Genomic DNA, 23,560 nt, shown 5'->3' with positions numbered 1-23,560 from the left:
CCGAAGCACGGGTCGGGAGCCTTCCAGGCTCAGGACATGCCCCACGCCAACGCCTCGGTGAACGTCGCCCCCTCGTCGACGCTGCGCAGGAGCCTCTCGGGCGTCGCTACCCAGACCTCGCCCGCGGGGCCGGTCGTCATCGCGGTGAACGACTCGCCGACGGAGCCACGCGCTTCGAAGGTGCGCAGGTCGACACTCGTGTAGGCCTGCCCGGACTCGTCCAGCCCGACGAGTCGGCCGTCGGGCGCGAAGTCGACGAGAACCAACGCCGGCGACTCCGGCACCAGCGCGAACGTGCCTTCCGCGTCGTCGCTGACCTGGAGCCCGGCCGCGGTCGCGGCGACGAGCCGACCGCTGTCGTCTACGGCCAGGTCGACGACAGGAGCGTCGATCGGCATCGGGTACCACGTCGCGCCGTCGTCCAGACTGCGCAACAGAGCTCCACTCAAGCCGTCGTAGCCGATCACCCCGCCCTCCCATGCATCCAGTGCGTGGAAGTCGGCCTCGCCCGACAGCGACACGGGCTCCCAGGTGTCGCCACCATCACCCGAGGTGATCAGCCCCAGTGCGAAGTGGCCGTCCTCGCTCGGACCAGGGTGACCGCTGGCGTAGAGCCGATCCGCGCCGCCGGCGGAGAAGCCCATGAGGTCGCTGGACAACGAGCCGACACGCGCGAGGCCGCCGTCGGTGTAGGCGAGGAGGCCGGCATGTGTGGCGATCAGCAGGCCGGTGCCGTCAGGTGCGGTGCTGAGGCCATGTACGTGGGCCACGTCGACCGGTGTTGGCCAGCTGTCGTCGCGGTCCTGGGCACATGCGCTCAGCAGCATCGCGAGCGCTCCGCCCACGGCGAGGAGTCGGGGGCGACTCACTGGAGGTCCTTCATGATGGCGATCTCGCTGGTCTGCGCAGTGATGATGGCCTCGGCGAGGCCGACGGCCTCCGGGTTGTGCCCGTCCTCGACCTCGCTCTCGGCCATCGCGATGGCCCCGGCGTGGTGCTGCTCCATCATGGTCAGCCACAGGGCCTCGAAGTCGGCGTCGGAGGAGGCGTCGAGCTCGTCCATCTCGGCGGCGCTCATCATCCCCTCCATCCCGTCCATCCCGTCCATGTCGCTCATGTGACCGTTCTCGGCGTTGGCGTGGTCCAGAGACGTCTCGGGCACGGGCTCCCCCCACGTGATGAGCCAGTCGGCCATCGTCTCGATCTCCGGCACCTGAGCCGTGCGGATGTCTTCCATCAGGGTCGCCACGGGGGAGCTGAGGTCGCGGCCCTGAGCCATGACGACCATCTCGACGGCCTGGGCGTGGTGCGGGATCATCCGCGTGGCGAAGTCGATGTCCGCCTGGTTGAACTCCGTCCCGTCGGACGCCGTGCTCACAGCGGCGCGGCTGGGGCTCGGATCCGTCTCACCGCAGGCCGTGAGGGTGAGGGCGAGGCCGAGAAGTGCCGCTCCGGCGACGACGGCGCGGGACCGGCGGAGCGAGCGGAGGGGGCGTACGGCGGCGTGCTGGGCGTGCATGTTCGAGGTCATCGTGTGCTCGTTTCGTCAGAGTGGTCAGGGCTGAGTGCAGGCTGCGCGACCCCACCGACGACATGTCGATGGAGTTGCGGCGACTCAGCACCTGGCGATGCAGAGCACGTGCAGGTCGGGCGGCGCGGGGCCACGAAGGTCTCGCCTCGGAGCCACCGGGCACTGTCCCAGTCCTGAGAGGCGCGCAGCCGGCCAACCGCGCCCCGGACGGCCCGCTGCGAACAGCAGCAGGAGCGCGCTCAGGACGGCGAGGCAGATGCCACCGAGCCCGCCGTGCACTCCGGCATGGCCGCCGCCACCGTCACCGCTGGTCGGGAGCACGTCGTCCCCTGCAGCGGCGGTGTCGACAGCAACCGGGGCGCCATGAGCCGCGTGAGTCCCGGAACCAGGACCAGCCGCTGCCGGGGTAGCAGCCAGGACGTGCATCGCGAAGACGGCGAACACGGACAGCAGCGCGAGCAGCCAACAGGCGAGGGTCCGAGGTCGCCGCTTGCTGCGCACGAGACGACTGTACTGGAGCCGCGAAGCGAGCAGGGAGGCTCGATCGGCTGCCTACGAAGGCGGCCGACCCTCAGGCGCCTCTTCGAGGGCGATGTGCAAAAAGCGCGAGCCCCTGACCCGTTTTCACAGGTCAGGGGCCCGCGTGACTGGGGTGAGTAACGGGACTTGAACCCGCGACATCCGCCACCACAAGGCGGCGCTCTACCAGCTGAGCTATACCCACCATGGTCTCCCTCGGCAGCACCGAAGGACCGGGTGGAAGTGTAGACGGATCAGGCCTCGGGTGCAGAATCGGACCCGGTCAGACCGGTCAGCGCGCCGCCGTGGCGGGCCGCGGCCTCCTTGGCGATCGCGCTCTCGGGGCCGGGAGCGGGCACGAAGACGGTGTCGCGGTAGTAGCGCAGCTCCTCGATGCTCTCCTGGATGTCGGCCAGGGCGCGGTGGTTGCCGCGCTTGGTCGGGGAGGCGAAGTAGGCGCGCGGGAACCAGTGCCGAGACAGCTCCTTGATCGAGGAGACGTCGACGATCCGGTAGTGCAGGAACGCGTCGAGGACGTGCATGTCCCGGGCCAGGAAGCCGCGGTCCGTGGCGACGCTGTTGCCCGCCAGAGGTGGACGGCTGTCGGCGGGGCAGTGCTCGCGCAGGTAGGCCATCACGCCCTCCTCCGCCTCCTCCAGGCTCACGCCGCTGTCCAGGACCTCGAGCAGGCCGGAGCTCTCGTGCATCGAGCGGACGAAGGGGATCATCTGCTTCAGCGCCTCCGCCGGAGGCTTGATGATGATGTCCACGCCGTCGCCCAGGACGTTGAGGTCGAAGTCGGTGACCAGGGCGGCGACCTCCACCAGGGCGTCCGCGCCGAGGTCGAGGCCGGTCATCTCGCAGTCGATCCAGACCAGTCGTTCGTTGGAGGTACTCACAACAGCGCACCCTAACGCTCGCCTCCGACGCGGCGCCGCGCCCAGGCGCCGAACGACGACCGCCGTCGTACGCCGTGCCGCGGCGTCACCCCGTAGGCTCGACTGTCGTGGCTCACCCTCTCTCCGACCTGCGCCGTGGGTCCACACCCGCCTGGCTCGGCCTCGCCGCCCGGTTGATCGTGGGCGGGGTGATGATCGCCGCGGGGCTGATCAAGCTCCCGGATCCTGCCGCGAGCATCGAGTCCGTGCGCGCCTTCGAGCTGGTGCCCGCCTCCCTGGTCGAGCCGATCGGCCACCTGCTTCCGCCGCTGGAGGTCGTGGTCGGTCTGGCGCTGGTCCTCGGGCTGATGACACGGGGCGCCGCGGTGATCTCGGCCGTGCTGCTCGTCGCCTTCATCATCGCCATCGCCTCGGCCTGGGCCCGCGGGCTCGAGATCGACTGCGGCTGCTTCGGTGATGGTGGGGCCAACCCCGACGCGGCCTCGCAGTACCCCTGGGAGATCGCCCGCGACGTGGGGCTCCTGGCACTGTCGGTCTTCCTGGCCCGGTTGCGCAGCAGCCGCCTCGCCCTCGACTCGTTGCTGTTCCGTCCACCCGTCGTGCCCGAGCCCACCCCGGCGCTCGACGACCTGAACGAAGGATCCCTGCCATGAGCAACAAGCCCGGCACGCCCAAGGGGGCGGCCAAGGTCCGCGCGAAGGAGCAGCGCGCCGCCGAGCTGCGCGCCGAGGCCGAGCGCAGGCGCCGCGCGGAGAACCTCAAGCGTGGAGCGATCGTCGGCGGACTCCTGCTCCTCGTGGTGGTCGCGGCGATCTTCATCAGCACCCGCTCCGGTGAGGACCTGGTCGCCTCCGACGTCGGCTCCAGCGACTACGGGCTCATCGTCGGCGAGGCCGGCGCCCCGCGCGAGGTCGTCATCTACGAGGACTTCCTGTGCCCGATCTGCGGCGTCCTGGAGGAGGGCGCGGGCGAGGGCCTGGCCGCGGCGGCCGCGGCCGGCACCGTGGTCGTCGACTACCGGCCGATCGCCATCCTCAACCGGTTCGGCCCCTACTCCGCCGACTCCGTCAACGCCTTCCTCGTGGTCCAGCAGGAGGCGGGAGACGAGGTCGCCAAGGAGTTCCACGACCTGCTCTTCGCCGACCAGCCCGCCGAGGAGGGGCCGTTCCCGGACACTGACTGGCTCGTCGAGAAGGCCGTCGAGGCCGGCGCCGACGAGGCCGCCGTACGGCCCGGCATCGAGGACGGGTCGCGGATGGACGACGTCGAGGCCGCCACCCAGGAGGCCGAGGACGCCGGGGTGCAGGGCACCCCCACCGTCGTGCTCGACGGCGTCGCCTTCCGTGACGGCAAGAGCTGGGAAGAGATCGCCGACAACCTGGTGGAGGAGGTCTCGTGACGCGGCCCGCTGCGGTCGGTGACCTCTCGTCGTACGTCCGAGGACTCCCGAAGGCCGAGCTCCACGTGCACCACGTCGGATCCGCCTCGATGCGGATCGTGAGCGAGCTCGCCGAGCGCCACCCGGGCACGGTCCCCTCCGAGCCCGAGGCGCTGCGCGCCTTCTACGAGTTCCGCGACTTCGCGCACTTCATCGAGGTCTACCTCGCCGTCGTCGACCTGATCCGGACCCCCGAGGACGTGCGCTACCTGACCTACGAGGTCGCGCGTGAGCTCGCCACCGAACAGCAGGTCCGCTACGCCGAGCTCACCTGCACGCCGTACACGTCGGTGCTGCGTGGCATCGCCATCGAGGGCTACACCGAGGCGATCGAGGACGCCCGGGTGGCCGCCGAGCGCGACTTCGGCCTGGTGCTGCGCTGGATCTACGACGTCCCCGGCGAGTCCGGGATCCCGGCTGCGGACGCCACCCTCGGCTTCGCCCTCGACCACCGGCCCGACGCGCTGGTGGGCTTCGGCCTCGGCGGGCCCGAGATCGGTGTGCCGCGGCCGCAGTTCAAGCCGCACTTCGACGCAGCGCGCGCAGCTGGACTGCACTCGGTGCCACACGCAGGCGAGACCACGGGCCCCGAGACGATCTGGTCGTCGCTGCGCGACCTCGGTGCCGAGCGGATCGGGCACGGCACGTCCGCGGCGGCCGACCCCGACCTGCTGGTCCACCTGGCCGAGCGCGGGATCCCGCTCGAGGTGTGTCCGTCGTCCAACATCGCCACGCGCGCCGTCGCGACTCTGGCCGAGCACCCGTTGCGCACCTTCGTGGAGGCCGGGGTGTCGGTGAGCATCAACTCCGACGACCCGCCGATGTTCGGGACCTCGCTGAACCGTGAGTACGAGATCGCCGCCGACCTGCTCTCGCTCGATGCCGGGGGAGTGGCCGACCTCGCCCGCGCGGCGGTGCGGGCGTCGTACGCCCCGGACGCGGTGAGGGCGAGCCTGCTGGCCGAGATCGACGCCTACTCCGGCGGCTGATCCGCCTCGGTCGCCGTTGCCTCGAGGTAGTGCTCGAAGGGTGTGTGGAAGTGCGCGAGCACCCGGCCGGGCAGGGGCGCGGTGCCGCCGGCGTGCCCGGCGCTGGCGCGCACCTGGCTGACGTGCGAGCGGATCGCCGCTGCCTTCTGCTCCTGGCGCTCCGTGCTCAGTGCCAGGCACCGCGCGTCCTCCCACGGGAGCTCGTCGGGCCGACGGAACGTCCAGGCGAGGAGGGGGTACTCGACCAGGCGTGCACCACTGGCCCGCGCCGCCACGGCCGCAGCTCGACCCGCGGCGTCGTGGTCGGGGTGCCCGTCGTGGCGCCACGGTGCCGCGACCAGGGTGCGGCGCCCGTCGCCGAGCAGCTCGGTCAGGCTGCGCGCGACCTGGTCCTCCGCGGCCTCGACCTCGCCGTCGGGGGCGCCGAGGAAGACCAGGTAGTTCTCCGGGGCGAGCCGCGCCAGCGCGTTCTCCATCTCTGCCAGTCGCAGCGTCGCAAGGGCGTGCCGGGTCGAGGTGGGAGAGGCGTACGGCGACGCCTCGCCGGCGGTGAGCAGGACGACGTAGATCGCCAGGCCGGCCGCGGCCGCGGTGGCGATCAGGCCACCGGCGCCCAGGCTCTCGTCGTCGGGGTGCGCCGCCACGACGACCAGCCGGGAGCACGCCTGCCCCCGGTGGGTGAGGTCGAGGCGTGCCGTGGCGCCGTACGACGGGTGGTCGAGCCACTCGCGGGCCGCCGAGTGCCCGGCCTGGTCTGTCGGCTCCGACAAGCTGGACGGGCCTGGCGATGACACAGCGGAATAGTAAGAACTGGGGGAAGTGCCCGCCATCCTCCACTCGGGTGAATAGGCTGCCGCTCATGTCCGCACCACATGAGCCGCTCACCGTCGCGATCGTCAACGACTACGAGATCGTGATCGCGGGGGTCGCCGCGCTCCTGGCCCCCTTCCCCGAGCGGGTCCGGGTCGTCGAGCTGGACAGCCAGCTGCCGGTGATCAGCGACGTCGACATCATCCTGTACGACACCTTCGGGCAGGTGCAGGGTGACGGAGTGGACCTCGAGACCCTGGTCAACGGAGGTCGGGCCCGGGTCGTGGTCTTCAGCTGGAACGTCGACGCGCAGCTGGTCGACCGGACCCTGGCCCGCGGAGCCTCGGGCTACCTGTCGAAGGAGCTGGCCGCCAAGGAGCTGATCGACGCGATCGAGGCCGTGGCTGGCGGTGAGGTCGTGCGGCCTGCTCCGGATCCTTCGGGGGCGTCTCCGCGGCAGGAGCGGATCGCCGGTGTCTGGCCCGGCCGCGAGCACGGCCTCTCGGCCCGCGAGGCCGAGGTCGTCGCGCTGATCACCCAGGGCCTGTCCAACGACGAGATCGCCAAGATGACCTACCTGTCGATCAACTCGGTCAAGACCTACATCCGTGGCGCCTATCGCAAGATCGGCATCTCCCGTCGTTCGCAGGCGGTGATCTGGGGGATGCAGCACGGGTTCGAGCCGGACACGGCCCGGGTGCTCGCGGCGCCTCCGCGGGGCTGACGGACCGCGTCCGACGAGGGCGCGCTGTGTGATGTCCGTTACATTGGAGGCATGTCTGCCCGCCGTACCGTCATCGCGCTGTGCCTCGCCGTCAGCACCCTGATCGCGACCGCCTCGGTCGCGCCGTCGCAGGCTGCCCCGGTCGAGCAGGAGCGTCGCGCAGCGCTGCGCTACGTCGCCCTGGGTGACTCCTACAGTGCCGGGTCCGGTGTGGTGCCGATCGACGTGACCTCACCGATGTGCCTGCGCTCCACGCGCAACTACCCGAACGTCATCGCCGAGCGGATCGACGTCCGCCTGACCGACGTCACCTGCGGTGGAGCCGACACCACCCACTACCGCACCGAGCAGTACCCCGGTGTCGCCCCGCAGTTGGAGGCGCTGAGCCGCACCACCGAGCTGGTGACGATGACCATCGGCGGCAACGACAGCGGGGTCTTCATCAGCTCGATCCTGCAGTGCGGGGTGCTCGGCATCGCCAGCGCCGGCAGGGGCAGCCCGTGCCAGGACAGGTACGGCAACGACTTCGTCCGGACGGTGCGTCGCACGACTGCTCCCGACATCAAGAAGGCGCTGCGCGCCGTGCACCGCAAGGCGCCCCAGGCCACCGTGGCGATCCTCGGCTACCCCCGGATCCTGCCTCCCAGGCGCGGTTGCTTCCCGCAGATGCCGGTGGCCCGGGGCGACGTGCCCTACCTGTTCAAGCTCCAGAAGGTCCTCAACAAGGCGGTACGGCGTGCCGCCGACGCCACCGACAGCGTCTACGTCAACGTGCCCAGGGCCTCGCGCGGCCACGACGCCTGCCAGGTGCTCGGCCGCCGCTGGGTGGAGCCGGCCACGCTCGGCACCAACCCGGTGGTCGTCCACCCGAACTCCCGGGGCGAGTCCGCGATGGCGCGGATCACGATCCGCGCGCTCGACCTGGGGTGACGATCGGGCTGTCGGGCTGAGGTGGCGAGCACCCCCGGCAGGATTCGAACCTGCGACCAAGTCATTAGAAGTGACTCGCTCTATCCAGCTGAGCTACGGGGGCCGGAGACGCGCAAAGTGTAGTCAGGGCGAGGCTCCGCGGCGTCAGCCGGTGACCTCGGCCAGTCGGTCGACGGAGACCTGCGCGACGACGTCGGTGGAGGCGACGATCCCGTCGCCCACCTCGCCGATGTCGAGCGTGTTCACGGTGATCAGGTTGTTGCCGATGCGCGCCACGTTGAAGCCGACGTCGACCGGCAGCTCGAGGCCCTCGGTGCTGAGCGTGCCTCGCACGGCCACGCGCACCTGCTGGTCGACGCCGGTGAGCGAGACCGTCTGGTCGAACTGCACCTGGAGGTCGTACTCGAAGCCGTCCTCGTCGGTACCGGTGGCGCTGGTGCAGTCGGTCAGGGCGTCGGCGAAGAGCTCGATCGCGTCCATGATCTGTTGGCTGTCGGCATACGACTCGACCTGGTTCTTGACCCCGCTCTGCCCGGCGTCCCCCTCGAGCGTGAACGCCTGCTCGACCTCGCTGTCGGCCTCGAACTCGGGCCGGTCGGTCAGGTCGCCGATCACCTCGAGGCAGCTGCCCTCGAACGCGGTGGAATCCTCCTCCTCGTCGTCGGGATCGATGACGTAGCCGCCGGGGAGGTCCTCGGCGGTCAGCAGGGCGGAGGTGAGCTCGTCCTCCGAGAGCACCGGCCCCCCGCCCGTCTCGCCCGTCTCCCCGGCCTCGTCGGTGGGCCCCGGGGTCGCCGAGGGGCTTGACTCGGGCGTCTGCGTGTCGGTGTCGTCGCTCCCGCAGGCGGTGAGCGCGAGGGAGAGGGTCAGGACTGAAGCGGCAGCCGCGGTGCGGCGCACGGGGGAGAGGATCACCCGTGGAGCCTACGGCTCCCGGATCCTCAGCGTCGCTCGGCCATCCAGGCCTCGACCGCGTCGGCGGTCCGAGGCAGTGCCGCCGACAGGTTGCGCGAGCCGTCGGCGGTGACCACGAGGTCGTCCTCGATCCGGATGCCCGTGCCTCGCAGCTCCTCCGGGGCCAGCAGGTCGTCGGCCTGGAAGTAGAGGCCGGGCTCGACCGTCAGCACCATGCCCTCGGCCAGGGTCCCCTTGGCGTAGGACTCGGGGGCAGCCTTGCCGCAGTCGTGGACGTCGAGACCGAGCATGTGGCTGGTGCCGTGCAGGGTCCAGCGGGCGTAGACCTTGGAGTCGGGGTCGAGCGCCTCCTGGGCCGGGACCGGCAGCAGTCCCATGTCCTCCAAGCCGTGGGCGAGCACGCTCATGGCGGCCTCGTGCGGCTCGGCGAACCGGTTGCCAGGTCGTACGGCGGCGATGCCGGCGTCCTGGGCGGCCAGGACGAGCTCGTAGAGATCACGCTGGGCGGGTGTGAACGTCCCGTCGACCGGCAGGGTGCGGGTGACGTCGGCGGTGTAGAGGTTGCGTCCCTCCACGCCCATGTCGAGCAGGACGAGAGTGCCGGGCGTGATGGGCCCGTCGTTGTCGATCCAGTGCAGCGTGGTCGCGTGCGAACCACCGCCCACGATCGAGTCGTAGCCGATGTCGTTGCCCATGGCTCGGGCGCGACGGAAGAACGTGCCCTCGATCCAGCGCTCGCCGTACTCCAGGACACGGTCCCACTCGGAGACGGAGTCCTCGAAGCCGAGCGTGGTGATGTCACAGGCCTCCTGGAGCTGGCCGAGCTCCCAGTCGTCCTTGATCAGCCGCATCTCGGAGATCACGCGCGTGAAGTCGTCGTCCAACCCACCGTCGGCGGCGAGGAGCCGGTCGACGGAGTCCGAGACGCCTCGGTGCACGCGCGTCTTGCCGGGCGCGCTGGTGCCGGAGCGGCCCAGGGCATCCTCGAGACGGTCGATGTGGCGGACCTCGATCCCGAGCGTGGCAGAGAGCTCGCCGAGCGACGGTCGCTTGCCGACCCACAGCTCGCCGTACTGACGATCGCGGAAGAACTCGTCGGTCTCGCGACCGGAGCGCGGGCGGGCGTAGAGGACGGACTCGCCGTCCTCGACGACCAGCACCGCGTCACTGGTCTGGTTGCCGGTGAAGTAGGCGTGGGCGGTGTCGGCCCGGAAGCGATAGTCGGTGTCGTAGCTGCGCACCTTGTAGCCGCCACCCGGCAGCACGAGACGCTCGCCGGGGAACATCTCGGCCAGGCGCGCACGCCGCTCGGCTGCCCGACCGGCGCCGGAGAAGGAGGGCAGGTCGCGCTCCTCGTCGTCCCATCCGGTGCGCATGAAGGCGGAGTAGGCTTCCGGCACAGCAGGGTCGTGCGACTCGGTGGCCAAGGACTCGGGGGCCGCTTCGGCAGGTGTCTCGTCACTCACGTCTGCCACTGTAACCGCGCGGACCTGCGGGGTCGTCCGTCGTGGTGCGCCGCGGCCGATAGGCTTCCCCCCATGCCCGAGCGCCGTACCGAGAGTGTCACCTTCACGGTCGTGGTGACCGTGGCGGTCGTGCTCGGGGCGCTGCTGATGCTCGCGGTCCTCGCGCTGTCCGGAGCCCCGGGCGTGACGCTCGTGGCCGCCCTGCTCGCTGCCCTGCCGGTGGGACCGCTGATCGCCTGCTACCTCTGGCTCGACCGCTACGAGCCCGAGCCCAAGCGACTGCTGGCCTACGGGCTGCTGTGGGGCGCCTTCGTGGCCACCGCCGCGGCTCTCGTCCTGGGCGGCGTGGGCGGCGTCTTCGTCCCGGTCACCGACGAGATCTCCCTGGCCGTGATCGCGCCGGTGACGGAGGAGGCCGCCAAGGGCCTGTTCCTGCTGCTGCTCCTGTGGTGGCGCCGTGCCGAGCTGGACGGCATCCTCGACGGGATCGTCTACGCCGGCATGGTCGGCATCGGCTTCGCCTTCACCGAGAACATCCTCTACCTGGCGGCTGCCTACAACGGCACGGACGGGATGGGGCCGGGCGGCATCGCGGGGGTCACCTCGACGTTCGTCGTCCGTTGCCTGGTGAGTCCCTTCGCGCACCCGTTGTTCACCGCCTTCATCGGCATCGGTGTCGGTGTCGCCGTGGCCTCCCGCAGTCGTGGCGTGCGCGTCGCGGCGCCGGCGGCCGGGTACGTCGCTGCCGTGCTCACCCATGCCCTGTGGAACGGCTCGACGGTCTTCGGCGCGGAGGGCTTCGCCGGCGTCTACGTCGCCCTGATGGTGCCGGCGCTCGTCGGGATGATCTGCCTGGCGGCCTGGGCCCGCCGTACCGAGGCCGTCGTACTGCGCGCAGCCCTCGACGACGCCGCCCGCCGCAACCTGATCCCCGCCACCGACATCGGCTGGGTCGTCGACCTGCGCGCGCGTCGTGCGGCGCGCGCCCACGCCGCTCGGTACGGCGGTCCCGAGGGCGTCCGGGCGATGGCCGACTACCAGCAGGCCACCATCGAGCTCGGCTACCTGCACCACCGCCTGCTGCGCGGCACGCCACCCGGCGACTGGCGCGAGCGAGGCGCCGCCCACGTCGAGCGGATCCGAGCCGTTCGACCCCACATCGCCTTCCCCGGACAGGTGGTGCCCACGCTGTGAACGCTCCCGACAAACCCCATGGACACGTCGTCTCCCGAGGAGCGGGTGACCACGGCGCGACCGGGGACAGCCGGATGATCACCGCGATCGTGCGTCTGCACGCAGCGCTGGATGCCACCGAGCTGCCCTTCGACCTCCCCGGGCTGGACGATGTCCGGATCGCGCGCACCCAGATGGTCGACCAGCTCGAGGACTACGTGATCCCGCGGCTGATGACCCTCGAGGCGCCCCTGCTCGCGGTCGTCGGCGGCTCCACCGGCGCCGGCAAGTCGACCCTGGTCAACTCCCTGGTGGGCCACCGCGTCACCACGCCCGGCGTCCTGAGGCCGACCACCCGCTCGCCGGTGCTGGTGCACCACCCCGACGACGCCCACTGGTTCGGCCAGGACCGGTTGCTGCCCGACCTGACCCGGGTCCAGCACGTCACCGACGACCCCGACTCGCTGCAGCTCGTGGCCACCGAGGCCGTGCCTGCAGGTCTGGCGATCCTGGACGCGCCCGACGTCGACTCCGTCGAGGAGCGCAACCGGGTGCTCGCCGCCCAGCTGCTCGCCGCGGCAGACCTGTGGCTGTTCGTCACCTCGGCCGCACGCTACGCCGACCAGGTCCCGTGGGAGTACCTCAAGCAGGCCGCGGAGCGCTCCACGGCCGTCGCGATCGTGCTCGACCGCACGCCGGACGACGCCGTGCAGACGGTGGCGACCCACCTGGCCCGGATGCTGGCCAGCCGTGGTCTCAAGGACTCTCCGCTCTTCACGGTCGCCGAGGGCAAGATCGACAACCAGGGCCTGCTCCCGCCGCGCCACGTCGCCGACATCCGCGAGTGGCTGGACACCCTGGCCGAGGACAGCGACGCCCGCGGTGCCGTCGTACGCCAGACGCTCGACGGTGCCGTGCGCACGATCACCCGACGTACCTACCCGATCGCCGACGCCGCCGTCGAGCAGACCGCGATCGCGCTGAGCCTCAAGGCCGACGTCGACGAGACGTACGACGAGGCGATCGCCGCCGTCATCGCCGCGACGGCCGACGGCAGCCTGATGCGCGGCGAGGTGCTGGCCCGCTGGCAGGAGTTCGTCGGCACCGGCGAGCTGCTGCGCTCGCTGGAGAGTCGGGTGGGAGGACTGCGCGACCGGCTCGTCAACACGATCAAGGGCAAGCCCCAGCAGGCCGAGCGCGTCACCGTCGCGGTCGAGTCGGGCCTGGAGACGCTGCTCCTCGAGCACGCCGAGGCTGCCGCCGAACGCACGCACGCCCGCCTGCGCCAGCAGGCTGCCGGCGCAGGCGTCCTGGCGAACGCACCTGGTGACCTGGGTCGTGCCTCGCGCGACCTGCGTCGCCGCGCCGAGCGGATGGTGCGCGACTGGCAGCTCGACGTGCTCGACATGGTGCGCACCGAGGGAGCCGACAAGCGCACGACCGCCCGCTTCCTCGCCTTCGGCGTCAACGGACTCTCGGTCGCCCTGATGATCGTGGTCTTCTCGCACACCGCGGGCCTCACGGGCACGGAGGCCGGCGTCGCGGGAGGCTCGGCACTGCTCGGTCAGAAGCTCCTCGAGGCCGTCTTCGGCGACCAGGCCGTGCGCACGCTCGCCGATCGGGCACGCCGTTCCCTGGAGCAGCGCGTCACCGTGCTGCTGCACGACGAGCGGGCCCGCTACCTGTCGCTCGTCGATGCGGTTACCGTGCACCCAGACACACCCGACAAGCTGCGCCAGGCGGCCCGACGCGTCGACGACCTGCGCTACCAGGCGTCGGCCAAGGCCGCCGAGGCATCTCCTGGAGAACCCCTGTGACCTCACTGCTCGATGGCGCCCGCAAGCTCGTGACGCGGGGCACCGACCTCGGCGAGCGCATCGACGGCCTCGAGGCCGCGGTTGCCGCGGGGCGCGGACGGCTCGACGACGCCCTGCTCGACGAGGCCGCGTCCGTGGCCGACCGGGCCGCCGGGCGGCTGAGGCTCTCGGCGCGGCACACCGTGGTCGCCATCGCCGGCGCCACGGGCTCCGGCAAGTCGTCGACCTTCAACGCACTGACGGGGCTCGAGCTCTCCTCGACCGGGGTGCGTCGACCGACCACCTCCTGGGCCACCGCCTGCGTGTGGGGGAGTGCGGGCGCCGAAGAGCTCCTGCAGTGGCTGGGGATCCCGCCGCGCCACCAGACGATGCGCGACTCGATGCTCGACACGGCACGTGAGGACCGCGAGCTCGACGGTGTCGTCCTGATGGACCTGCCCGACCACGACTCGACCGAGGTCTCCCACCACCTCGAGGTCGACCGTCTCGTCGAGCTTGCCGACCTGCTGGTGTGGGTGCTGGACCCGCAGAAGTACGCCGATGCCGCCATCCACGACCGCTACCTGGCGCCGCTGCGCTCGCACGCCGGCGTGATGGTCGTGGTGCTCAACCACATCGACACCGTCGCCGAGGACCGTCGTCAGTCGATGGTCGACGACGTGCGTCGCCTCCTGGACCTCGACGGGCTGCAGGAGGTGCCGATCTTCGCGGTCAGCGCTCGGGAGGGCATCGGTATCGACGGACTGCGGGGCGAGATCGCCGCACGGGTCTCGGCCAAGAAGCTCACCCGCCAGCGCATCGAGGCCGATCTGCGCTCCGCAGCCGGTCAGCTGCAGGAGGCGTCGGGGACCGGGAAGGTGCGCCGGCTCTCACCCACCCGGGTCGACGAGCTCGAGGACGCCTTCGCCGACGCCGCGGGGGTCCCGGTCGTCGTGGACGCCGTCGAGCGCTCCACCCGCCTGCGAGCCGGGCGCGCCACGACCTGGCCGCTCGTCTCGGTGCTGTCCCGCTTCAAGCCGGACCCGCTCAGGAAGCTCAACCTCGACCTCGGGGAGGCGGGTGCCGCGCTGCGCGGCTCGCCCAGGAGCTCCCTGCCCGCCACGACGCCGGTGCAGCGGGCGCGGATCGACACCGAGGTGCGCGCGCTGGCCGACGACGCCAGCAACGGTCTGGGCGCGCCCTGGGTCGAGTCCGTACGTCGTACGTCCGTCGCGCGGCTGCCCGAGGTCGGCGATCTCCTCGACTCGGCCATGGCCCGCACCGACTTGGGGGCCGACAAGCTCCCGGTCTGGGCCGGCTTGGTGCGTGTGCTCCAGTGGCTGCTGATCATCACGGCTCTCGGCGGTGCGGTCTGGGCCGGTCTGCTCGCGGTCGGCGGGTCGCTCTCGGACGAGGAGTACCAGCTCGCGGGGATGCCGCTCCCGCTGCTCCTGCTCGTCGGGGGAGTGGTGCTCGGCATCCTGCTGGCGATCGTGTGTCGCGGTCTCGTCGGCGGTACGGCGCGGGCCCGGGCCGCCGCGGCCGACCGGCGTCTGCGCGACGAGGTGCACACGGTGGCGACCGAGCTCGTCGTCGACCCGGTCACGGCTGAGCTGGCGGCGTACTCGGCCGTGCAGACAGCCCTGCGCGCGGCGCTGCAGTAGCCCTCGGTCTTCCTGGGTGGGGGCCTGCCCACGAGTGGTCCACAGGCGGCCCGTCCGAAGCTCTCTCCACAGGCGCTGGAGCGAGCCCTCGTTGTCGGCGCGCGCACCTCGTTTGCTGGTGGTTGTCCGATCACGCCGATCGGTAGCCCCACTCACTCGAGGAGAGAACCCATGCTCAACGACACGATGGTCACCCTGCAGGGCCACGTCGGTGGCACCGTCACCCTGCGCCAGGCGGGCGAGACGAACGTCGCCAACTTCCGGGTGGCCTGCACCCCACGCCGCTTCCAGCGCAGCACCGACGAGTGGGTCGACGGCGCGACCCAGTGGTACTCCGTCAGTGCCTGGCGCCACCTCGGCGAGCACTGCGCGCGCTCCCTCGCCACCGGCGAGCCCGTGATCGTCCACGGCCGACTCAGCACGAGCACCTACACCAACAAGGACGGCGTCGAGGTGACCGGACTCGAGATCGAGGCGCTGCTCGTGGGACACGACCTGAGCCGGGGCATCACCTCGTTCAGCAAGCGGCCCTCGGCCGCCGAGCTGCAGGCCCGTGCGGCCGCCGGTGCCGCGGCAGCGGGCTCGGGCGAGCAGGAGGCCGGGGCGGCGGGAGTGGTCGCGGCCTGAGCCTGTGGCCGGGCTCGCCCCGCATTCGGCCTGGTCCCGCCCCGCTACTAGGCTCGTGTCATGGCCGAATATGTCTTCACCCTGCGCAATGTCCGCAAGGCCCACGGTGACAAGGTCGTGCTCGACAACGTCACCTTGTCCTTCCTGCACGGCGCCAAGATCGGCGTCGTCGGACCCAACGGCACCGGCAAGTCGTCCCTGCTGCGGATCATGGCGGGGCTCGACCACGCCAACAACGGTGACGCGATCCTCGACCCGGGCGCGACGGTCGGAATGCTCCAGCAGGAGCCGCCGCTGACCGAGGGCAAGACGGTCCTGGAGAACGTCGAGGAGGCCGTGGCCGACATCAAGGCCAAGGTGGCCCGCCTCGACGAGCTCTACATGATGATGGGCGACCCCGACGCCGACCAGGACAAGGTGGCCGTCGAGGCCGGCGACCTGCAGACCGAGGTGGACGCCATCGGCGCCTACGACCTCGACAGCCGACTGGACCAGGCCATGGACGCACTGCGCTGCCCGCCGCCGGACGCCATCGTCGACAACCTCTCCGGGGGCGAGCGGCGCCGCGTCGCGCTGTGCAAGCTGCTGCTGCAGCAGCCGTCGCTGCTGCTGCTCGACGAGCCCACCAACCACCTGGACGCCGAGTCGGTGCAGTGGCTCGAGGGACACCTCGCCTCCTACCCGGGCGCGGTGCTGGCGATCACCCACGACCGGTACTTCCTCGACAACGTCGCCGAGTGGATCCTCGAGCTCGACCGTGGCCAGACCCACCCCTACGAGGGCAACTACTCCACCTACCTGGAGACCAAGAAGGAACGGCTCAAGATCGAGGGCCAGAAGGACGCCAAGCGCGCCAAGATGCTCGAGAAGGAGCTGGAGTGGGTCCGCTCCAACGCCAAGGCCCGCCAGACCAAGAGCCGCTCGCGGCTCGCGCGCTACGAGGAGATGGCCGCCGAGGCCGACCGGATGCGCAAGATCGACACCTCCGACATCAACATCCCGGCCGGACCGCGCCTGGGTGACGTCGTCCTGGAGGCCGAGCACCTCGGCAAGGGCTTCGACGGCCGCACCCTCATCGACGATCTCGACTTCTCCCTGCCGCGGGCCGGGATCGTCGGCGTGATCGGACCCAACGGTGTCGGCAAGACGACGCTGTTCCGGATGATCACCGGCCAGGAGGAGCCGGACAAGGGTTCGCTCAACGTGGGGCAGACCGTCAAGATCAGCTACGTCGACCAGAGCCGTGGTGGGCTCGACCCCACCAAGAACGTCTGGGAGGTCGTCTCCGACGGCCTGGACTTCATCAAGGTCGCCAACTTCGAGATGAACTCGCGGGCCTACGTCGCCAGCTTCGGCTTCAAGGGGCCGGACCAGCAGAAGAAGGCCGGCGTGCTCTCCGGTGGAGAGCGCAACCGCCTCAACCTCGCGCTGACCCTGAAGATGGGCGGCAACCTGCTGCTGCTCGACGAGCCCACCAACGACCTGGACGTCGAGACGCTCTCGGCCCTGGAGGACGCCCTGCTCGACTACCCGGGCTGCGCCGTGGTGACCTCGCACGACCGGTGGTTCCTGGACCGCGTGGCCACCCACATCCTCGCCTGGGAGGGCGAGGACGACGAGCCCGGCAAGTGGTTCTGGTTCGAGGGAAACTTCGCCTCCTACGAGGAGAACAAGATCGAGCGCCTGGGCGCCGACGCGGCTCGACCCCACCGGGTCACGCACCGTCGCCTGACCCGCGACTGAGGGCGGCCGACCTGCTGTGGCTCGCAAACCCAAGCTCCTGAGTGAGCGTGACCTGCCCGCCGGGTTCGTCTATCCGGACGACTTCCTGGCCGTGGTGGGCCAGGAGCGCGTGCGGCAGTGGGAGTGGCTACAGGGCTACCAGCTGCGTGGGGCTGCCCAGCGACTGTGGGAGAAGCAGACCCGTTCGCTGGTGCCTTTCGCCCTGCGTCGCGGCACCGAGTTCATGGTCTGTTTCCACGCCGATCGTCCTCAGGAGGGCGGCGGCTACGAGGTGATGACCCTCGACTCGGGCGACGAGCGCGCCGAGCCGGTCCAGCACCTGCCCGACTTCACGACGTGGTGGCAGGGCGCCCGCGCTGAGGACCAGCCGCGTACGGCGACCGGGCCGGCTGCCCCGTCGACCCCGCCGGCAGCAGAGCCGGGAGCGCCGGGGGAGCCGGGGGAGCCGCCTCCTCCGCCGCCCGCGCCGGGGGAGCCGATCGCGGAGTTCCCCCGACATCCGTCGCAGGAGGGTTTCGACCCAGAAGCCGGGCACCTTCTCGACGGCCCCGGCTGGGTGCCACCCGCCACGGGTGCCTGCGGGTGCGTCCACCACCTCGATCCGTTCGCCGGCCAGGTCGTCCCCTTCGGCAAGTCCGCGCCGTCGGGCCTGCCCCCACGGCGCGTCGCCGACCTGGTCATGGAGCGCGACATCGCCGCCGAGTCCTGCTACCCCGGACCCGAGCTGAGCTGGCGCAACCGCCCGGTCGGGCCGTTCCACTGGCAGGTCTTCCTCGGTCAGTCCGCTCGTCTCCACTACGACGAGGACGGGCGGGTGCCGCTCGACATGTGGCTGATGGGCAACCCCGGTGTCGACCTGGTCGCCTGGCCCGACCGCAGTGACGACCTGTTCCTCTCGGCCCCGACGCTGTGCCGTGACGGCATCCTGACGCTGATCGCCCGCGGGTTGCTGGACGATCGGGTCCGGCGACGCAAGTAGTCGATCAGCTCGGAAGACGCGGGCCCGGCCGCGCGTCGGTACGTCGCCGGGTCAGCGCATCTCGGCGTCGGGGTGCCCGGCGATCAGCTGGTCGGCGACGGCATCCATCAGGCGACCCATCGCCATCAGGTCGTCACCCTCGGCGATGTCGACGAAGTGGGCACGGACGCCGGCGACGTGGGTGGGAGCCATCTGCGCGAGCAGACCTCTGCCGTCGTCGCTGATCTCGGCGAAGACACCACGACGGTCCTCGGGCGAGTCCGTGCGCCGCACGAGCCCGGCGTCCTCCATCCGCTTGATGGTGTGGGTGACCCGGCTCCGGCTGTGGGCCAGGGCATCGGCCAGCTGAGCCATCCGCAGACGGCCGTCGTCGGCCTCGGAGAGACGCACCAGGATCTCGTACTCGACCATCGAGGCGCCGTGGCGTCGGCGCAGGTCGTCGTCGAGGCGGTCGAAGAGCAGGGTGGTCCCCAGGAGGAAGGCGCGCCAGGACCGTTGCTGATCGGCGTCGAGCCAACGAGTCTCGGCGGCAGACGACTGGGAGGGCGTTGAGCGGGGCACCGGCGGAGTGTAACGGGCACTGGTGTCAGGGCCGACAATGCACAGACGCCCGACCGTCGTACGGTCGGGCGTCCAGCGGTGGAGCGAGTGAAGCGGGTGTGTCAGATGCGCTCGAGGATCATCGCCATGCCCTGGCCGCCGCCGACGCACATGGTGATCAGGCCGGTCGACTTGTCGTGCCAGTCGAGGGAGTTGATCATCGTGTTCTGCAGGCGCGCACCGGTCATGCCGAAGGGGTGACCGACCGCGATCGCGCCGCCGTTGACGTTCAGGCGGTCGATGTCGATGCCGAGGTCCTGGTAGGACGGCACGACCTGGGCGGCGAAGGCCTCGTTGATCTCGACGAGGTCGATGTCGCCGATGCTCATCCCGGCGTACTTGAGGGCGTTCTTGGACGCCTCGACCGGGCCCAGGCCCATGATCTCAGGCGACAAGCCGCTCACACCGGTGGAGACGATCCTGGCCAGCGGCTTCAGGCCGAGCTCGGCGGCCCTGGTGTCGGACATGACGATGACCGCGGCGGCCCCGTCGTTGAGGGCGCAGCAGTTGCCGGCGGTGACGACACCGTCGGGGCGGAAGACCGGCTTGAGGTCCTTGATGGCGTCGTAGGTGACACCGGCACGGGGACCGTCGTCGGCGCTGACGACAGTGCCGTCGGGGGTGGTGACCGGCGTGATCTCGCGGGCCCAGAAGCCGTCGGCGATCGCCTTCTCGGCGAGGTTCTGGGAGCGGACGCCGAACTCGTCGAGCTCCACCTTGTCGAGCCCGCGCAGGCGGGCGACGTTCTCGGCGGTCTGGCCCATCGCGATGTAGGCGTCGGGCAGCAGGCCGTCCTCGCGGGGGTCGTGCCAGTCCTGGCCACCCTCGGCGGTCTTCATGGTGCGCAGCTCGGCGTCGTGGAACTGCGGGTTCTTGGTGTCGGGCCAGTGGTCCGAGGTGCCCTTGGCGAAGCGCGAGACCATCTCGACACCGGCCGAGATGAAGATGTCGCCCTCGCCGGCCTTGATCGCGTGCAGGGCCATCCGCGAGGTCTGCACCGACGAGGAGCAGTAGCGGGTGATGGTGGCGCCGGGGATGGCGTCGTAGCCCATCAGGACGTTGACGATGCGGGCCATGTTGTTGCCCGACTCGCCGCCGGGGAGTCCGCACCCGAGGTAGTGGTCGTCGATGGTCGAGGGGTCCAGCCCCGGGATCTTGTCGAGCGCGGCCTGGATGATGGTGGCGGTGAGGTCATCGGGGCGCAGGTCCTTGAGCGACCCCTTGTTGGCGCGACCGATGGGCGAACGCGCGGCAGAAACGATGACGGCCTCGGGCATGGACGGATCTCCGATCTCGTGGGTGACAACCGTCTCAGACTAGCCCGCCCGACTCTGACAGAGTCGAGGCGTGCGTCACGTCTACGAATGCCCGCTGCGCTGGGCCGACCTCGACCTCCTTGGGCACGTCAACAACGTGGTGTACGCCGACTACCTCCAGGAGGCCCGGGTCGACCTGATGCGGTCGATGCTGCCTCCCACGGCGCCTCAGGACGCCGACCTCACCGAGGGGATCGTGGTGGTGCGCCACGACGTCACCTACCTGGCACCGCTGCTCTTCGACTTCCGCCCCGTGAAGATCGAGTGCTGGGTGACCGAGGTCCGGGCGGCGACGTTCACGATGGCCTACGAGATCTTCCACGACGTCCCCGGCGAGGGCAGCGACGGGGCGCCGGCGGGGAGCACCCGTCGCGTCTACCTGCGCGCCTCGACGGTGCTGGCGCCGTTCGTCTTCGCCGAGGAGCGTCCGCGCAGGCTGAGGCCCGAGGAGCGTGCCGGCCTCGCGGCGTACGTCGAGGAGACCGCGGAGCCGCGCCCGCCGCGGGTCGCCGCGGCGACCCGCGATGGCGCCCACCGCTTTCCGCTCCACGTCCGCTTCTCCGACGTCGATGTCTACCGTCACGTCAACAACGTGAAGTACTTCGAGTACCTCCAGGAAGCACGGATCCGGCAGATGGCCGACCTGCTCCGCGGCACCGGGGTGCAGACCCCGGGCGTCGTGGTGGCGCAGACGGACGTGGAGTACCGCGAGCCGATCCTGCTCCGCCCGGAGCCCTACGAGCTGTGGTCCTCGATCGTGCGCGTCGGCACGAGGTCGATGACCATCACGTCCGAGATCGCGGACGGCGCACGCTCCTTGGCCCGGGCCCGGGTGACCGTCGTCTTCTTCGATCCGGAGAGCGGTCGCTCGACCACGCCGACGCCCGAGCTGCGCATGCTCCTCGAGGAAGCGGTCACTCGAACGAGTTGACCATGAACTGCGCGGCATGGGTGACGTAGTCCCAGAACTGCGCGTCCTGCTCCGCAGTGAGCTCGACCTCGTCCAGACCGGCCCGGAAGTGCACCAGCCACCGATCCTTCGCCTCCGGGGTCACGGCGAACGGTGCGTGCCGCATCCGCAGCCGCGGGTGGCCCCGCGTGTCGCCGTACGTCGTGGGCCCGCCCCAGTACTGCACGAGGAAGAGCAGGAAGCGCTCCTCGGCCGGCCCGAGGTCCTCCTCGGGATAGAGCGGTCGCAGCAGCTCGTCGGTCGCGACGCCCTCGTAGAAGCGGGCCACGATCCGACGCATCGTCTCGAAGCCGCCGATCTCCTCGTAGAACGTCGCGGGGCCGGGAGTTCCCGGGCTGATCTGGATCACCTAGCTCATTCTCCTGCTTCGGCCTTCTCGTCGCCAGCCGGTGCGGTGGCCTTGGGCTCCTCGCGGTGCCACACGACCCGCTGGGCGAACGGGATCTCGATGCCCTCGTGGTCGAAGCGGGCCTTGATCCGCTGCCGCATCTCTCGCGCGACGGCCCACTGGGAGCCCGGAGTCGTCTTGAGCACCACGCGCATGGTGACCGCGTCCGCGGAGAGCTCCTGCACACCCCACACCGACGGCTCCTCGATCACCTGGCCGGTGAACTCCTCGTCCTCCCACATGGCGTGGGCGATGTCCTCGAGGACAACCCTCACCCGGGCGATGTCCTCGTGGTAGCCGACTCCCACGTCGAGCACGGTGCGCGACCAGTTCTGGCTCTGGTTGCCGACCTTGAGGATCTCGCCGTTCGGGACGTACCAGACGGTGCCGTTGATGTCGCGAAGTCGCGTCACCCGGAGGCTGACGGCTTCCACGGTGCCGGTGGCCTCGCCCACGTCGATGATGTCGCCCACGCCGAACTGGTCCTCGAGGATCATGAAGACGCCGGAGAGGAAGTCCTTGACCAGCGACTGGGCGCCGAAGCCGAGCGCGATGCCGATGATGCCCGCGCTGGCGATGATCGGGGCGATGTCGACGCCGATCTCGCTGAGCATCATGGTGCCGAAGATGGCCACGACGATGCCGGTGACCATGCTCTTGAAGAGGGACCCCATGGTCTCGGCGCGCTGGGCGCGCCGGGCAGCCTGCATCGGGTTCGCGCGCTCGGCGGCCATGCCGAGCTTGCTCGTCGCAGGGTCCTCGGCGCGCTTGACCACGCGGTCGATCGCCTTGCGCAGCACGTAGCGCAGCGCGACGGCCAAGATGAGCAGGCCGAGGATGGCCAGCGGCCTGCCGATGAGGGTGTCGGACCAGCGCGCGAGCGACACGTTGCCGGTGCGCTCGTAGAAGAAGTCGCAGATGTTGTCGCTGCCGTCTGAGGCACACGGGCTGAGGGCGGGGTCGGGGTCGGCGAGCAGCCCGACCAGGGTCGCGGAGGCGGAGGTGATGCTCATGGAGCCATGCATAACAGGTGTGGTGATGTCGTCCGAATCACGCAGCCCCGGGGAGAGACAGGGGCGAGATGACCTCGCGGTGCCGATACCCTGGTCGCGTGAACCCGCGACCCGCCGCCTCCGCCGTACGACGTCTCGTGACCGTCATCGCCGGTCTCGCCGCCCTCACTGCGACCTCGCTGGTGCTGGCCGGGCCCGCATCCGCCGACGTGCCGGAGGCGTGGCCGCCGGCGCCGGAGGTCGACCGGCTGCACGCGATCCTGCTCCTGGGCGGGATCCCGGTGCTGCTCTTCGTCCTGATCATCGTGGTGACCTACCTGCCGGCGTTGATGCGCGGCGAGAGCGTCACCCCCGGCGGCTCCTCGGTAGAGGACCAGTGGCTCGGCGGTCGACGCAGCGACGCTGAGCTCGCCGCCCCGGACAGCGAGACCTCCGCTGCCGGCGGCGCCAGCGGCGGCTGGTAGTCGACGCGATGCCCGGAGTCGACAGCCAGCACGTGCTCACCAGCGGCGAGCGCGCCGCCCTCGACGTGGCGATCCGCAAGGCCGAGCAGCTGTGCCGGGCGGAGTTCTCGGTCTTCCTGGGCGCCAGCGACGGCGACCCACGGGCCTTCGCCACCAGCCTGCACAACTCGCTGGTCGCCCCCGCGCGCAGCATCCTGATCATGATCGACCCGACCGCGCGCGCCATCGAGGTCGTCACCGGCGGTCACGTGCGCCGCTCGCTGACCGACCACCAGGTCGAGCTGGCCATCGCGACGATGTCGGCGACCTTTGCCGACGGAGACCTCGTCGGCGGCCTGCGCCGGGGCATCCAGCAGCTCGCCGACGGCGCACGGCCGCAGAACACGCTGCACGCTGGGTCCTGACGGGGTCGTCCGGGAGGCAGCCGCTTCTCGGGGTTGGTGGCGCCCGCGCGCGTAGTCGACCGGGTCTCGCCGTCAAGGATCTCGCTGCGCTCGACCGCTGCGCGGTGCCTGCGGCATCCGTTGACTGCGAGCCTCTCCCGGTCGACTTGGCGGCGCGCTCAACGGCGAGGGCTCCGCCCACGCCGCCGCATGCGCGGGCGCC

General features: G+C 70.8%; 25 protein-coding genes and 2 tRNA genes. 14 read left to right on the top strand and 13 right to left on the bottom strand.

Annotated elements, in window-relative coordinates:
• Positions 1 to 29: 29 nt before the first annotated feature.
• The 5 genes from Q1K33_RS11300 to orn all read right to left on the bottom strand — a co-directional run bounded on the left by Q1K33_RS11300 (position 30) and on the right by orn (position 2,949).
• Positions 30 to 869: a F510_1955 family glycosylhydrolase gene (locus Q1K33_RS11300; protein WP_300403931.1), complete on the bottom strand. Its 840-nt coding sequence runs from the start codon at positions 867 to 869 to the stop codon at positions 30 to 32.
• A complete protein-coding gene (locus Q1K33_RS11295) occupies positions 866 to 1,531 on the bottom strand; it encodes a DUF305 domain-containing protein (protein ID WP_300403929.1) in 666 nt (221 codons plus the stop codon). The genes Q1K33_RS11300 and Q1K33_RS11295 overlap by 4 nt, the downstream gene beginning before the upstream one ends.
• Positions 1,532 to 1,615: 84 nt before the next feature.
• The gene (locus Q1K33_RS11290) at positions 1,616 to 2,032 is read right to left on the bottom strand and encodes a DUF6153 family protein (protein ID WP_300403926.1); all 417 of its coding nucleotides are present in this window, start codon (positions 2,030 to 2,032) and stop codon (positions 1,616 to 1,618) included.
• A gap of 147 nt (positions 2,033 to 2,179) precedes the next feature.
• Positions 2,180 to 2,255, bottom strand: a tRNA-His gene (locus Q1K33_RS11285).
• 49 nt (positions 2,256 to 2,304) lie between these two features.
• Positions 2,305 to 2,949 (bottom strand): oligoribonuclease, encoded by a 645-nt coding sequence (gene orn / locus Q1K33_RS11280; RefSeq protein ID WP_300403924.1) that lies wholly within the window; start codon positions 2,947 to 2,949, stop codon positions 2,305 to 2,307.
• Between the two features lie 107 nt (positions 2,950 to 3,056).
• Between orn and Q1K33_RS11275 the strand changes: the two genes are divergently transcribed.
• From Q1K33_RS11275 to Q1K33_RS11265, 3 genes are read left to right on the top strand one after another with little or no spacing between them, the layout of a single operon-like run.
• A complete protein-coding gene (locus Q1K33_RS11275) occupies positions 3,057 to 3,602 on the top strand; it encodes a MauE/DoxX family redox-associated membrane protein (RefSeq protein WP_300403922.1) in 546 nt (181 codons plus the stop codon).
• Complete coding sequence (locus Q1K33_RS11270) at positions 3,599 to 4,348, top strand: thioredoxin domain-containing protein (RefSeq protein WP_300403920.1); 750 nt, start codon at positions 3,599 to 3,601, stop codon at positions 4,346 to 4,348. The genes Q1K33_RS11275 and Q1K33_RS11270 overlap by 4 nt, the downstream gene beginning before the upstream one ends.
• Positions 4,345 to 5,376, top strand: coding sequence for an adenosine deaminase (locus Q1K33_RS11265; RefSeq protein ID WP_300403918.1), 1,032 nt, complete (start codon positions 4,345 to 4,347; stop codon positions 5,374 to 5,376). Before Q1K33_RS11270 ends, Q1K33_RS11265 begins: the two co-directional genes overlap by 4 nt.
• On the opposite strand, the gene Q1K33_RS11260 is transcribed toward Q1K33_RS11265, so the two are convergent.
• A complete protein-coding gene (locus tag Q1K33_RS11260; protein ID WP_300403916.1) occupies positions 5,361 to 6,170 on the bottom strand; it encodes a PIG-L family deacetylase in 810 nt (269 codons plus the stop codon). The genes Q1K33_RS11265 and Q1K33_RS11260 overlap by 16 nt on opposite strands.
• 65 nt (positions 6,171 to 6,235) lie before the next feature.
• Between Q1K33_RS11260 and Q1K33_RS11255 the strand changes: the two genes are divergently transcribed.
• Together Q1K33_RS11255 and Q1K33_RS11250 are read left to right on the top strand one after the other, a co-directional pair.
• Positions 6,236 to 6,910 carry a response regulator transcription factor gene (locus Q1K33_RS11255; protein ID WP_300403914.1) on the top strand — a complete coding sequence of 225 codons (675 nt, stop codon included), beginning with the start codon at positions 6,236 to 6,238 and terminating at the stop codon, positions 6,908 to 6,910.
• A gap of 51 nt (positions 6,911 to 6,961) precedes the next feature.
• Positions 6,962 to 7,840: an SGNH/GDSL hydrolase family protein gene (locus Q1K33_RS11250; RefSeq protein WP_300403912.1), complete on the top strand. Its 879-nt coding sequence runs from the start codon at positions 6,962 to 6,964 to the stop codon at positions 7,838 to 7,840.
• A 29-nt stretch (positions 7,841 to 7,869) separates the two neighbouring features.
• On the opposite strand, the gene Q1K33_RS11245 is transcribed toward Q1K33_RS11250, so the two are convergent.
• From Q1K33_RS11245 to Q1K33_RS11235, 3 genes are all read right to left on the bottom strand, one after another.
• Positions 7,870 to 7,943, bottom strand: a tRNA-Arg gene (locus Q1K33_RS11245).
• 41 nt (positions 7,944 to 7,984) lie between these two features.
• Entirely contained in the window at positions 7,985 to 8,755 is a 771-nt protein-coding gene (locus tag Q1K33_RS11240) for a hypothetical protein (RefSeq protein WP_300403910.1), read from the bottom strand.
• Positions 8,756 to 8,781: 26 nt separating this feature from the next.
• Entirely contained in the window at positions 8,782 to 10,221 is a 1,440-nt protein-coding gene (locus Q1K33_RS11235; RefSeq protein WP_300403908.1) for an aminopeptidase P family protein, read from the bottom strand.
• Between the two features lie 72 nt (positions 10,222 to 10,293).
• Here Q1K33_RS11235 and Q1K33_RS11230 point away from each other — a divergent pair, with 72 nt between their 5' ends.
• From Q1K33_RS11230 to Q1K33_RS11205, 6 genes are all read left to right on the top strand, one after another.
• Entirely contained in the window at positions 10,294 to 11,415 is a 1,122-nt protein-coding gene (locus Q1K33_RS11230) for a PrsW family intramembrane metalloprotease (protein WP_300403906.1), read from the top strand.
• 74 nt (positions 11,416 to 11,489) lie between these two features.
• Positions 11,490 to 13,211, top strand: coding sequence for a dynamin family protein (locus Q1K33_RS11225; protein WP_300403904.1), 1,722 nt, complete (start codon positions 11,490 to 11,492; stop codon positions 13,209 to 13,211).
• On the top strand, positions 13,208 to 14,854 hold the full coding sequence (locus tag Q1K33_RS11220) for a GTPase (protein WP_300403902.1): 1,647 nt from the start codon (positions 13,208 to 13,210) through the stop codon (positions 14,852 to 14,854). The genes Q1K33_RS11225 and Q1K33_RS11220 overlap by 4 nt, the downstream gene beginning before the upstream one ends.
• 171 nt (positions 14,855 to 15,025) lie before the next feature.
• The gene (ssb, locus tag Q1K33_RS11215; RefSeq protein ID WP_300403900.1) at positions 15,026 to 15,481 is read left to right on the top strand and encodes a single-stranded DNA-binding protein; all 456 of its coding nucleotides are present in this window, start codon (positions 15,026 to 15,028) and stop codon (positions 15,479 to 15,481) included.
• 60 nt (positions 15,482 to 15,541) lie between these two features.
• The gene (gene ettA / locus Q1K33_RS11210; protein WP_300403898.1) at positions 15,542 to 17,224 is read left to right on the top strand and encodes an energy-dependent translational throttle protein EttA; all 1,683 of its coding nucleotides are present in this window, start codon (positions 15,542 to 15,544) and stop codon (positions 17,222 to 17,224) included.
• Positions 17,225 to 17,240: 16 nt separating this feature from the next.
• Complete coding sequence (locus Q1K33_RS11205) at positions 17,241 to 18,203, top strand: hypothetical protein (RefSeq protein ID WP_300403896.1); 963 nt, start codon at positions 17,241 to 17,243, stop codon at positions 18,201 to 18,203.
• A 51-nt stretch (positions 18,204 to 18,254) separates the two neighbouring features.
• Here Q1K33_RS11205 and Q1K33_RS11200 read toward each other — a convergent pair whose 3' ends face one another.
• Entirely contained in the window at positions 18,255 to 18,764 is a 510-nt protein-coding gene (locus tag Q1K33_RS11200; protein ID WP_300403894.1) for a MarR family transcriptional regulator, read from the bottom strand.
• A 101-nt stretch (positions 18,765 to 18,865) separates the two neighbouring features.
• Positions 18,866 to 20,080: an acetyl-CoA C-acetyltransferase gene (locus Q1K33_RS11195; protein WP_300403892.1), complete on the bottom strand. Its 1,215-nt coding sequence runs from the start codon at positions 20,078 to 20,080 to the stop codon at positions 18,866 to 18,868.
• A gap of 70 nt (positions 20,081 to 20,150) precedes the next feature.
• Here Q1K33_RS11195 and Q1K33_RS11190 point away from each other — a divergent pair, with 70 nt between their 5' ends.
• On the top strand, positions 20,151 to 21,050 hold the full coding sequence (locus Q1K33_RS11190; RefSeq protein ID WP_300403890.1) for an acyl-CoA thioesterase: 900 nt from the start codon (positions 20,151 to 20,153) through the stop codon (positions 21,048 to 21,050).
• Here Q1K33_RS11190 and Q1K33_RS11185 read toward each other — a convergent pair.
• Both Q1K33_RS11185 and Q1K33_RS11180 read right to left on the bottom strand, forming a co-directional pair.
• A complete protein-coding gene (locus tag Q1K33_RS11185; RefSeq protein WP_300403888.1) occupies positions 21,034 to 21,438 on the bottom strand; it encodes a globin in 405 nt (134 codons plus the stop codon). The genes Q1K33_RS11190 and Q1K33_RS11185 overlap by 17 nt on opposite strands.
• Before the next feature lie 5 nt (positions 21,439 to 21,443).
• Positions 21,444 to 22,490 carry a mechanosensitive ion channel family protein gene (locus tag Q1K33_RS11180; protein WP_300403886.1) on the bottom strand — a complete coding sequence of 349 codons (1,047 nt, stop codon included), beginning with the start codon at positions 22,488 to 22,490 and terminating at the stop codon, positions 21,444 to 21,446.
• 98 nt (positions 22,491 to 22,588) lie between these two features.
• Between Q1K33_RS11180 and Q1K33_RS11175 the strand changes: the two genes are divergently transcribed.
• Together Q1K33_RS11175 and Q1K33_RS11170 are read left to right on the top strand one after the other, a co-directional pair.
• Entirely contained in the window at positions 22,589 to 22,954 is a 366-nt protein-coding gene (locus Q1K33_RS11175) for a hypothetical protein (protein WP_300403884.1), read from the top strand.
• 8 nt (positions 22,955 to 22,962) lie between these two features.
• Positions 22,963 to 23,358 carry a DUF5130 family protein gene (locus tag Q1K33_RS11170; protein WP_300403882.1) on the top strand — a complete coding sequence of 132 codons (396 nt, stop codon included), beginning with the start codon at positions 22,963 to 22,965 and terminating at the stop codon, positions 23,356 to 23,358.
• Positions 23,359 to 23,560 lie beyond the last annotated feature (202 nt).

This window comes from Nocardioides sp. (genome assembly GCF_029937575.1).
In the GTDB taxonomy this organism is placed as follows: Bacteria; Actinomycetota; Actinomycetes; order Propionibacteriales; family Nocardioidaceae; genus Nocardioides.
The sequence above is the reverse complement of the archived record's forward strand: the minus strand, read 5'-3'. Positions and strand labels throughout refer to the sequence as shown.